At 59.3% G+C, this 11,136-nt stretch carries 11 protein-coding genes and 1 pseudogene; 2 read left to right on the top strand and 10 right to left on the bottom strand.

The annotated features are described in order from the left end of the window. Positions 1-162: 162 nt before the first annotated feature. A complete protein-coding gene (locus AC54T3_RS16635) occupies positions 163-507 on the bottom strand; it encodes a DsrE/DsrF/TusD sulfur relay family protein (protein WP_496626436.1) in 345 nt (114 codons plus the stop codon). A 186-nt stretch (positions 508-693) separates the two neighbouring features. On the opposite strand from AC54T3_RS16635, the gene AC54T3_RS16630 reads away from it, so the two are divergent. Then, on the top strand, positions 694-1,359 hold the full coding sequence (locus AC54T3_RS16630) for an ArsR/SmtB family transcription factor (protein ID WP_496626435.1): 666 nt from the start codon (positions 694-696) through the stop codon (positions 1,357-1,359). A gap of 46 nt (positions 1,360-1,405) precedes the next feature. Here AC54T3_RS16630 and AC54T3_RS16625 read toward each other — a convergent pair whose 3' ends face one another. After that, entirely contained in the window at positions 1,406-2,263 is an 858-nt protein-coding gene (locus tag AC54T3_RS16625) for a LysR family transcriptional regulator (RefSeq protein ID WP_496626434.1), read from the bottom strand. Positions 2,264-2,568: 305 nt separating this feature from the next. Between AC54T3_RS16625 and AC54T3_RS16620 the strand changes: the two are divergent. Continuing rightward, a pseudogene (locus tag AC54T3_RS16620) lies at positions 2,569-2,700 on the top strand (TusE/DsrC/DsvC family sulfur relay protein); the annotation flags it as partial. 165 nt (positions 2,701-2,865) lie between these two features. Here AC54T3_RS16620 and ccmI read toward each other — a convergent pair. The 8 genes from ccmI to AC54T3_RS16580 all read right to left on the bottom strand — a co-directional run. Next, complete coding sequence (ccmI, locus tag AC54T3_RS16615) at positions 2,866-4,161, bottom strand: c-type cytochrome biogenesis protein CcmI (RefSeq protein ID WP_496626433.1); 1,296 nt, start codon at positions 4,159-4,161, stop codon at positions 2,866-2,868. Then, positions 4,158-4,628, bottom strand: a complete 471-nt coding sequence (locus AC54T3_RS16610; protein ID WP_496626432.1) for a cytochrome c-type biogenesis protein — start codon at positions 4,626-4,628, stop codon at positions 4,158-4,160. The genes ccmI and AC54T3_RS16610 overlap by 4 nt, the downstream gene beginning before the upstream one ends. Then, entirely contained in the window at positions 4,625-5,173 is a 549-nt protein-coding gene (locus AC54T3_RS16605; protein ID WP_496626431.1) for a DsbE family thiol:disulfide interchange protein, read from the bottom strand. The genes AC54T3_RS16610 and AC54T3_RS16605 overlap by 4 nt, the downstream gene beginning before the upstream one ends. Then, complete coding sequence (locus tag AC54T3_RS16600) at positions 5,170-7,134, bottom strand: heme lyase CcmF/NrfE family subunit (protein ID WP_496626430.1); 1,965 nt, start codon at positions 7,132-7,134, stop codon at positions 5,170-5,172. Before AC54T3_RS16600 ends, AC54T3_RS16605 begins: the two co-directional genes overlap by 4 nt. Beyond that, a complete protein-coding gene (locus AC54T3_RS16595) occupies positions 7,124-7,285 on the bottom strand; it encodes a hypothetical protein (RefSeq protein WP_496626429.1) in 162 nt (53 codons plus the stop codon). The genes AC54T3_RS16600 and AC54T3_RS16595 overlap by 11 nt, the downstream gene beginning before the upstream one ends. A gap of 168 nt (positions 7,286-7,453) precedes the next feature. Then, positions 7,454-8,425 carry a hypothetical protein gene (locus AC54T3_RS16590; RefSeq protein ID WP_496626428.1) on the bottom strand — a complete coding sequence of 324 codons (972 nt, stop codon included), beginning with the start codon at positions 8,423-8,425 and terminating at the stop codon, positions 7,454-7,456. Between the two features lie 82 nt (positions 8,426-8,507). Beyond that, positions 8,508-10,079 carry a multiheme c-type cytochrome gene (locus AC54T3_RS16585; protein ID WP_496626427.1) on the bottom strand — a complete coding sequence of 524 codons (1,572 nt, stop codon included), beginning with the start codon at positions 10,077-10,079 and terminating at the stop codon, positions 8,508-8,510. 81 nt (positions 10,080-10,160) lie between these two features. Continuing rightward, positions 10,161-11,136, bottom strand: a 976-nt coding sequence (locus AC54T3_RS16580) for an NAD(P)/FAD-dependent oxidoreductase (RefSeq protein ID WP_496626426.1), incomplete at its 5' end; no start/stop codon positions are given.

The following is an 11,136-nucleotide window of genomic DNA, read 5'->3' as shown; positions in this document are numbered from 1 at the left end:
CACCGATGCTGTCCTCCTCGTTCAGGGCTGGGATGATGATCGACAGCTTCATTGGTGGCTCATGATTTTGCAGGCAACACCGTCTCGCCGTTGGCCAAGCACTATCAGTGAGGTCGCCCAGCGCTGGCGCTGGCGTGCGCACTCCACACAAACGGGCACCACTCAGAACACCAGCACCTCGTTAGCGGCGAGCGTGCGCTCAGCCAGCTCATCCAGGGTGCTGCGGCGCGCGCCTTCGACCAACTCCTCATCGGTGATCCCACGCGCATCCATGCAGGTGCCGCAGAGCAGCATCTCGCCTTTACGGGCGACGCCCTTCACCATCAGCTCGAGATTGTAGTAGCCCTGCGGCACCTTCTGCCCGGCCTTGGCGCAGGAGACGGCATCGGCCATCAGGAAGACGCTGACGGTCTCGCCCTTGTTTTGCAAGGCCTTCGCTAATCGCAGCCCGTTGAAGCTACGCTCGGTGCCGTAAGCGGGATCGTTGAGGATGAACAGGGTGGTCATGGGTATGGGCTCCGCAGTCGAGATTGAAGGCGGCAGTATCCCATGAATATCGGCATCATTCAAATATAAAGTTGAATGATAGCTATCGGCTGTTAGCTGGTGAAGGCTGAGTGCCGAGGGATGGCGAGCGGGTTCTGATGCGCGTGGCGTTATACTGTGGTGTCCTGTCCTTGCCAGCCGCTCATCGTGACCCAGTCTGCATCGCCCAAACAACAGCTGTTCGAGCATCTCGCCGTGATCGCCCGCGCCTTGGGGCATTCGGCGCGGCTGGAGCTGCTCGACTACCTGGCTCAAGGCGAGCGCAGTGTCGAAGAACTGGTGCGGCTCAGCGGGCTGTCGGTGGCCAACACCTCCAAGCATCTGCAGCAGCTCAAGGCCGCAGGGCTGGTCAATGCGCGGCGCGATGGCAAGTATGTGCGCTATTCGCTCGGCGATGAGCGGGCGCTGGATGCCCTCGCCGCGCTGCGCGGCATCGCCCAGGATCGCAGCGATGCGGTCGCTGAGCTGATGGCGCAGTATCTGCTGCAGCGTGATGCGCTCGAGCCGATGCCGGCGGCTGAACTGTTGGAGCAGGCGCAAGATGGGCTGGTGACGGTGCTCGATGTGCGCCCATCCGAGGAGTTCGGCCAGGGCCATCTGCCGGGCGCCCTCAATATCCCGCTTGACCAACTCAAGACCCGACTGGCGGAGCTGCCGCCGGAGCGTCAGGTCGTCGCCTACTGCCGCGGACCCTGGTGCGTGCTCTCGTTCGAGGCGGTTGCGGCATTGCGCGAGGCCGGCTTCGAGGCCCGACGCCTGGCCGATGGCCTGCCCGAGTGGCGCCATGCTGGGCTGCCGGTGGCGCGGGATTAGGACGGCGAGCTGGTCTCCGCCTTTCGCTTTCGCTTCAGCTTCAGCCCTACTCAGTTTCACCATGCTCAGCGCGGATCAGCGCACGGAGCGTCTCTAGGGCTGCGTCAACGACGTCACGGCTGCCCGCAGTCGGATAGACCACATAGGTCGGCAGCCGCAGGCTCGGGCTGTCGTGGATGCGGTGCAGGCAACCGCCCTCCAGATAGGAGGCCGCGACCCGCTCCGGCACGAAGCAGGTGCCGCCGTTGGCGAGAATCAGCTGCAGCCCGAGCCAGCCGATGTTGGCGGTCTGCGCCGGGCGCTCCAGTTCCGGGTAGGCCTGGCGATGCTGGGCGAAGAAGGTCGGCCCCCAGTTGACGTAGACGTAGCTGTCGTCGAGCGCGCGCCGCTCCGGGTCCGGGCCGACTAGGATCAGGGTCTCGTCGAACAGGTACTCGACCTGAATGCCAGCGGCCTGGCGCGGGCTGTACATCAGCGCCAAGTCCATGGTGCCGGCGATGACCCGGCGCATCAGGTCTTCCTCGAAGCCGATCTCGGTGTTGAGCGAGATGTCCGGCATGTGGCTGCGCAGGCGCCCGATCCAACGCGGCAGCAGACTGTCCCAGAGCGCGATGCGCGCACCCAGGGTGAGGCTGGCACGGAAGCGGCTCGGCAGACCCACCTCGTGGCGCGCCTGCTCGTAGGTCAGCAGTAGGGTCTTGGCGTGGCGAAGAAAACGTTCGCCGGCATGGGTCAGGCTGGCGCCGGCGCGGTTGCGCACGAACAGCCGCGTGCCGAACTGCTGTTCCAGGCTCTGAATGCGCGCGCTCACCGTCGATTGGGTGACATGCACCTGCGCGGCGGCCTCGAGGAAGCTGCCGTGCGCGGCCACCGCGAGGAAGGTCTTTATCTGGTCGATGTCCATCAGCGTTCAACTCTCAGCCTACCTTCACGCGCCGGCGATCGCACTTGGTGTCGATCGCCGCTTCGAGATCAGTGTCGCTCAAGACCCAGGCGGCAATTGGAGGGCTTAATATCGGAAAAACAGATACTAAAGTCAAATAACTTTCGCTTGCCTGAACTGTATATCAGGACTAGCTTATAGAGCAGAACCGAACAGAGCGACTCGCAGAGCAACTGCCACACAGGAGAACACACGATGATCGCAGTGAAGGTCTCGATGAAGGCGGCCCCGGCGAGCTGCCGAGCGGGCGCAATGCCTATCCGGGCATGAGCACACAGTGGCTACCGGTCGGCGACCAGCGCGTCGAACTCGACAGCGAGGGCTACCTGGTCGATCCGCAAGACTGGTCGGAGGATTTTGCGCGCGCCCTGGCCGCCGAGGAAGGGTTGACGCTGAGCGCCGAGCACCGCCGCCAGGGGTCGGCAGCCAGTACCAGGCGTTGCGCCGCAGTGCCGGCGCCGACCTCGCCCGCGATGAAGCCGGAGACGCCAGTTTGTGGCGGTAGCTTGTGTGGTCCAGATGCGCTTTGTCGATGGCAGGCGCTTGAGCACGGCCGCTCGACGTCAGTCGACGACGCGATCGATCACCAACTGCACGCTTTCCGGTGGGTTACCCGTCTCGACCAGCCGGTCGCCGGCCAGCATATCGCCGGGTTGGATCCTGGGCTGGCCACTCTTCGAGACTTTGGCACTGACCTTGACCCGGTCGAAGGATGACAGTTTGAGTGCTGGCATCATTGCCATGGCATCGGTGAGGGTGACGCGTAGCGGCAGTTCGCCGGCCTGATGCCGGGCGACCGCCAAGGGCATCGGTGGGCCGCTCTCGGCGCGCGCCAGCACAAACACCGTGTCGGTTTCTGCGACTTGTTCCATCAACGCCGGTGTCAGCGCGACTTCGACCACGATCGCCGCCTCCTCTGCTGCGGGCGCGGCACCAGTGGTCTGCGGCGTGCTGCTTGCTGCGACTGGCGCGGTCGCCATGGCGGGCGGCAGATCGTCGGTCGTCTGAGGTGGCTCGCCGCCGGCGCGGCGGATCAGGCCAGCGAGCTCTTCTTGCATTTCTGGCTGCTCGTCCACCAACGGGTAGGCGCGCTGCCAGTGTTCGATTGCCTGGGGCAGGTCGCCGTTGCTGGCTGCGGCGATGCCGAGCAACCACAGCGCGGTGATATTGTCCGGATCGATCGATCGGGCACGCTCGAGTATCTCGACCGCGCGTGCGCCGAGCTTTCCGTGGTCGCGCGTCGCCAGCGCATCGACCAAGGCCAGCAAAGCCGAGAGTTCGTTCGGCGTCAGCTCGACCACATGCTCGAAGGCGTACACCGCATCGTCATACTGGCGCTGGCTCATGTAGGTACGGCCGAGTAGATTCCAATCCTCGACATGACTGGGCTCAGCCTCCAGGCGTGCCCGCAGTTGTTTGACCAGCTCATCGATCGGCGGCATCTCGCCGCTTCCGCCGTGTCCTTCGACGACTTGAGTGTCGCTGTCCGAAGCTTCGATGAGTTCCGGGTTGCCGATCTTTACGTAAAGCGGCACCGTGATCGCCACGATCAGGAGCGCGCTGACCGGCAAGGCCCAGCGGGCCTGGGGTCCGGTGCGCGCAGGTTCAGCGGTGGCGGTCTCACCCAGGTCTTCGGCGAGCGCCAGCTCCAGGTCACGACGGGCCTGAGCGAACTCGTCGTCAGAGAGTTCATTGGCGTCGCGCTGCTTGACCAGTTCCGCCAACCGCTCACGGGCGATCGCGACATTGAGTTGCTCTGTCGTGTCAGAGCGGCCCGGTAGCTTGCGCAGCAGGGTGGGCGCGAGCAGGGCCAGGGCCGCCAGAATCATCCCGGCGCTAATCATCCAGAACAAGGTCATCGGGGTTTTCTGTCACTGTCGGTCTCAAGCAGGGCGGCGGCGGCCTCGAGCTTGGCCTGGTCGATATCGGCCGGTTGCGCATTGCGTCGCCAGCGGATGGTGCGGATTAACAGGCCAACGCCGAGCACGAGTATCACGAAGGGACCCACCCACAGCAGCAGTGTGTTGCTGTTGATTGGCGGCCGATAAAGGACAAATTCGCCATAGCGCGCGACCATGAAGTCGGCGATCTCGCGCTCGCTCTTGTCGGCCTTGACCATGCTGTAGGTCTTACGGCGCAGGTCGACGGCCAGCGCGGCGTTCGAGTCGGCCAGGTTTTGATTCTGACAGACCAGGCAGCGCAGCTCGGCGATCAGCTTGTTGTAGCGCGTCTCCTGCTCCGCGTTATCGAATTCATAGACCTCGACCCGTGCCGTGGCGCCACTGGCGAGCAGCAGTGCGCAAAGCCATACCAATGCCCGGCTCAAGAAGGGTTCTCCGCTGCTTCGAAGTAGGGTAGGAACTTGGTTTGCCAGATCTGCGGCGACAGCGCACCAGTGTGTTTTTCACGCACCACGCCCTGGGCATCGATCAGGAAGGTCTCGGGTGCCCCGTACACCCCCCAGTCGATCACCGCATCGCTCTGAGGATCGAAGGCGATCTTGCTAAACGGGTTGCCGAGGCGAGTAAGCATCGCCTTGGCCTCGGCGGCCTCGTCGCGCCAATTGATACCAACGATGGAGACATCCTCACGCTCGGCAAGATAGACCAGAAACTCGTGCTCCATCCAGCATTCCGGGCACCAGGTACCCCAGATGTTGAGCAGCCAGGGCTGGCCCACCATGTCCGAGGGGCGCACCGTCTGCGTGGGATCGAGCAGATCGGGCAGCGCGAATTCGGGTGCCGGCTGTCCGATGAACTCGGTTGGTACCTCGCGCGGGTCGTACTCGCCCTTGTTCATCTGGTCGAGCACGGACCACAACAGGGCGGCCAGTATCAGGAAGCCGCCCAACGGCAGCAGGGCTCGCGTCATGCCGCGACCTCTGCAGTGCCCGCCCCGGCCTGACGGGTGCGGCGCGCCAGGGTTCGGTAGCGTCGATCGGTGGCCGCCAGGCCGCCACCGATCGCCATCATCAGGGCGCCCAGCCATAGCCAGCGCACGAATGGCTTGTGGTAGATCCGCAGGCTCCAGGCGCCGTCTCCTAAATCCTCGCCCAGGGCGACGAACAGATCACGGGTCAGACCGGCATCGATCGCTGCCTCGGTCCTCGGCATGGTCTGCGCCAGATAGAAGCGTTTTTCCGGATGCATCTCGGCCACCTGCCGGCCGGCTTTGCTGGCCACCAAGTTGCCGCGGTAGGCGGTGTAGTTCGGGCCCTTGATCTGCTCGACGCCGGCGAAGTCGAAGGTATACCCATTCATCTCATAGATTTCGCCAGGCGCCAGACGGACATCCTTTTCGGTCGAGTAAAGCGATGTGAGCGTGACGCCGACGACAAACACCGCGACACCGAGGTGACCGGTCACCATGCCCCAGAAGCCGCGCGGTATGTGGCGCAGGTTCGCATGTGGACCCAAACGCTCGCGGATTGCGACCAGGGTCGCAGCGACCACCCAAACGGCCAGGGTCATGCCGAACGCCGCCTGCCACAGGTACTGCGGGGTAAACAGTGCCGGGTAGGCGATGCCTACGATCAGGGCCAGGATCGCAGCGGTGCGTAGTTTCTTCGACAATCTCGCCGGTTGATCGCGTTTCCAACGCGCCAGTGCGCCGATCCCCACCAACACAACCAGCGGCGCCATCAATGGAACGAACACGCTATTGAAATACGGCGGGCCGGCCGAGATTTTGCCGAGGCCCAGGGCATCCACCGCGAGAGGGTACAGGGTGCCGAGCAACACACTGGCGGCGGCGACCACCAACAGCACGTTGTTGAGGAGCAGACCGGTCTCGCGCGATACCAGTTCGAAACGCACTGTGCTCTTTATGCGGCTCGTACGCACCGCATACAGCGCCAACGAGGAACCGACCACAGTCACCAAGAACACCAGGATGAAGACCCCGCGCTCCGGGTCGGAGGCGAAGGCATGCACCGAGGTCAGCACGCCGGAGCGAACCAGGAAGGTACCCAGCAGACTGAGCGAGAAGGCGAAGATCGCGAGCAGCACTGTCCATGCCTTGAATGCACCGCGCTTCTCGGTGACCGCCAACGAGTGCATCAGCGCGGTGCCGACCAGCCAGGGCATGAACGAGGCGTTTTCTACCGGATCCCAGAACCACCAGCCACCCCAGCCGAGTTCATAGTAGGCCCACCAGCTACCCAGCGTGATGCCGATGGTCAGGAACAGCCAGGCCATGTTGGTCCAGGGTCGTGACCAGCGCGCCCAGGCGGCATCGAGACGGCCGCCGAGCATCGCAGCGATCGCGAACGCGAAGGGCACGACGAAGCCAACATAGCCCATGTACAACATCGGTGGATGGATGATCAGGCCGAAGTCCTGGAGTAAGGGGTTGAGGTCGCGCCCCTCCGCCGGCGGTACGGCAAGCCGGTCGAAGGGATTCGATGTCAGCAACATGAACAACAGGAACCCGACCGCGATCAGCCCCATCACACCAATGACGCGCGAGATCATCGCCAGCGGGATGCTGCGACTGAATAGGGTGACCGCGCCGGTCCACAGCGACAAGGTCAGTGCCCATAGCAGCAGTGAACCCTCGTGCCCACCCCATACCGCCGAGAACAAATACTGTGTCGGGAGCTGGGTGTTCGAGTTGTGCGCCACATAGCGCACGCTGAAGTCATGGGTCAAGAAGCTATAGGTGAGCAGCCCGAATGCGATCGCGACGAACAGCAATTGCAACTGTGCGGCAGGGAAGGCGAGCAGCATCCAGCGGGTCATCCCGCGTTGTGCGCCGACCAGCGGGAAAAAGGCCTGGATCGTCGACAGCGCGAGCGCGATCAGTAGTGCGATCTGGCCGAGTTCAGGGATCACAGCGCCTTACCTCCACGATAGGGTTGGTCCATCTTAGCGGCCACTTCGAGCGCTTCAGCGACCTCGGCCGGCATATATAGGTCTGGTCGTGCTTCGCCATTTCCTCCGCGACAAACACCTTGTCGGGCCCGATCCAGCCTTGGGCGATCACACCCTGATCCTGGGCGAACAGGTCGGCCAGGATGCCTTCGTAGGCAGGTCACCGATACCGTCATGTCGTCCCCCGATCTGCTGAGCACCTGCGCCGTGACCACCGATTCTCTTTCTTGTCGAGTTCGCACCCAAAGCAATTTACTCCAAATCCCACCTTAAACTTGACTTAGTTGATGACTTGATACAGGCTCAGATAGCCGCCCCAATCGGATTGAAAGACCAATTTTAAATCAGCAAATTCTTTTTCGGCAGCGGTGGTAAAAGGAAGCAAGCTGGCGAGTAAGGAATCTTCAAAAGCCGGATCGATGATCCTCCAGGCACGAACAAAGTTCTGATCCATAGGTTGTAGCATATAGCTGCCGGTTCCCTCTCCTTCACCAGCCCATTCCCTAACCTGCCTGATCTGGCCGTGCAGATCGGAATCGGTCGCAAACAAGCGCGTCTCTAAGGGCAGACCCTGGCCAGTCAAACGACTGATTTCTTGTATATGTGCCATATCATCAGCACTCATCAAGATATAGTTATCACCTGTGTCCGTATACAACGGGCTCAAGCATGACTTTGCATCAACAGCCTTGCCTATTAAACATTGCGCGAAGATACTCAATTGCTCTTCCTGAGAAAACCCACCACCAACCTTTCGCCAAAGCAATTTTTCCTCTGCATTCGAGTAAGCCTTTTCGCTAGGTTGTTCTGGGATAGCCGTTCTTCCGGTAAGGAGATGCAAACGTTGAGCGTTGTCCCAGTAAGTGATAAATCTATCCGAGTCTTTGGCGTGCTTTTTAACGGCAGCAGAGAGAAACTGCCACTTTTCTTGTCGATACTGATGATGTTTCTTCTTGTCCCTTGCATTCATTTGTTCTTCATTCTGTTGCATAGGGACAGGATAAACGATGGCTCGACGCTTTTCATCGTCATCCAGGTATTCAGCCACAAACATTTCTAGCTCTTGATCGTCTGAGCCCTTGATTACAAATTTCTCTAGCGACTCGATAGGTAAGTGACTATTTATGTCTTGATACTTGGATACATCTACGGCTGACTTGGAATAATTGCGCTGCTCATTGTTTTCATGACCACAAGCCATTAAAGTAACGACTAAGGCAACAAGTATTGGTGATCGTCTAAGCAAAGACATAGCGTAACTCCGAGTCGAAGTTTAACGAAGAAAAACCCTATGCCGCTCTAATTCCTTCGGCATAGGGTCAGTACAGGCGAGATTACTTGCTGAGTTCCTCAACCTTTTTCTTCAACTCAGCCATTTCCCGTACCTGGGTATTGCGATCCTGGATCTCGGTGTAACGGCGCATCAGCCTAGCCCAACCTTCGGAGTAGGTAAAGCCGCCTGGGTTTACATGGAAGAGACCTTTGTAATGCTTAATCAGATCATGCTCCCACATCTCGGCATGGGTGCGGTCACTGAATGAAGGGTTATTGCCTTTAGCCCAGAATAATCCATAGAAATCGCCGGGGGCATCTTTTGCAGGTTCTGGTGGTGCGGGACGATTGGTCTTTTGTCCAACCATTAAACCATCATCATACAATTTCTGTACGATCTGTTTGGCTTCTTGTTCCACCTCAAGACCTTGAATGGTGCCTTTGTCTGCCGTATCCAGCCAGGATTTGGCAAAGCGTTGAGAGTGACATTGAGTACAACTAGCAACCCACGCTTGTTTGCGTTCTTCAAACCAAGGATGGTCTAGGTTATCTGCAATTTCCGGGGTCGGATTAAAGCCCCAACGAACTTTGCGTACTAAGTTGTGTGAATATTCACCTTTGTATTCAAAGTGACAGGTAGCACAGGTGGGTGCAGTGTAATCACCTTCAGTTAGGTGATCTTTCAATTGAACTTCAAAGTTCCAATTGTCTTTCCCCCTTGTCTCGTAGATGACGCCATGCTTCGACAACATGTAGGCTTCGAATTCGTTGTGATCGACACCGTTATGGCAGGTGGCACAGGCCTCGGGCTTACGGGCCTCGGCGGCAGAGAAGGTATGGCGAGTATGGCAGCCATCGCATTTGTTTTGTTGGTAGTGACACATATCACAACCTTGGGCCACTTCACGTTGTGACATGCCGGCCCAGATGGCGGTTTCCACATTGGCCTTCCAGTCCATGGCATGGGATGGATGTCCATCCGGCCATTGTCCTTGCGGCCATTTCTGCTCTTTCTCCGATTCAGCCTCGGCAAACTCTTGTACGTGACAGGCACCACACATGGCTCGGTCTGGCAGCTTCAGCTCTGTTTGATGGTCCATGCTGGTTTTGCCGACCCCAGCGTGACAATCGATACAGCTCACACTCTCGAGTTGTTCATCGGCTGCCAGAACACCGCGTGATTGTAATTCCTTCTCAATCGTTTCGAGCTTGGCCTTCTTATAGAATCGCGGGTCACCATCTTCAAGATTGCGTATCTCTTCCAAATTGGCATGGCTGCTGTCGCTCCAGGCATGCACCCACCCAGGGCTGGTGGTTTGGTGACAGGCGATACATTCTTCGGCCGTGAAGCTACCTTCGACGGTATTTGGCGGCTCATAGAAACTAACAGGATTCCAGTATTGTTGGATCGGGATAGGCTCCCATAGGTCTGCGTATTTCCCTTTCCCGGGATGATCAGCATAATACTTATCTTTTAACGCTTCATAGTCATAGGCATCTTTTGATGCGTCATATTCATTGACGTCTTTTGATGCCTGATTTTCATTAGCGGCTTTTGATGCTTCGTTGTCATTACCAGCATAACTGCAAGCACCTATGAGCAGGAACAATAGAGTGGCGATTCTAGCTATCATGTCACTTACTCTGTTATGGTCAAGCCTAACCGGATGCCGAGTTGAGCACATATGCGAGGTATCCGGCACAATTAGACGTCTTTAGATTGTCGCCCCAGCTGGCGCGGTCAGCTTGGCGCGGTCACCCTGGTGCGGCGCTGGCTCATAGCTCTCGGCAAAATCGCCACAGGCGCTGTAGCCGAGCAGTTGCCCATCATCACTCCACCATTCATCGACCACACCCTGGTCGGAGCTGCGCACACGGTGTAGCGTACTGTCCGCACGGCGCGAGCGCTCCGGCGGTACTGATTTGATCGGACAGAAGCGAGACTTTACGAGAACGATCGGCGCACGCGGCTCGAAGCGCTGCTCGCCTTCGCCACAAAGCTGATCCACGATCACGGCAGCCTGGCGATTGATAGGATCGACGAATGAAAACACCTGTCCATTGAGTTCAGCGCAATCACCGATAGCGTAGATATCCGGGTCGCTGGTCCGCATGGTGTTATCGACCTTGATACCTCGGCCAACATCAAGGCCCGCTCGGGCGGCAAGCTCAACGTTGGGCTTCAGACCGATCGCTGAGATGACGACGTCACGCTCCAGCGTGCCCCCATCCTCGAACTGAATCTGCAAACCAGTGTCTTCTTTGGTGACGTCGTTCATCGTGGTACCGAGCAAGAACGCGACCCCGTTCTGCACGTATCGATCGCGAGCGTAGGTCGAAACACCCTCGGACACCACGGCAGATAGCAAGTATGGGGCTCTATCGTTGATCGCGACCTCATGCCCGGCACGAGCAAGGTGATCGCCCAATTCACACCCGATCAAGCCGGCACCCAGGATCATTACGCGCTTGCTCCCACTGTTGAGCAGTTCCGCCAGCGACTCATAATGGTCCAGGTCATTCAGCTGATGGATATGCTGCTGGATACGGCGCTCATAGAGACGGAGTGGCAACGCGCCGGTCGCAAGCACCAACTTCGTGTACTCGACCTTGCCTTTGTCGGTTAACAGACGCTTTTTCTGACGATCGAGACCAAGCACCTGGGTACGTGCGCGCAAGTCCACGTTCAGC

The organism is Halochromatium sp. NSM3 (assembly GCF_059621085.1).
This window is presented reverse-complemented; position numbering and strand designations above follow the sequence as displayed.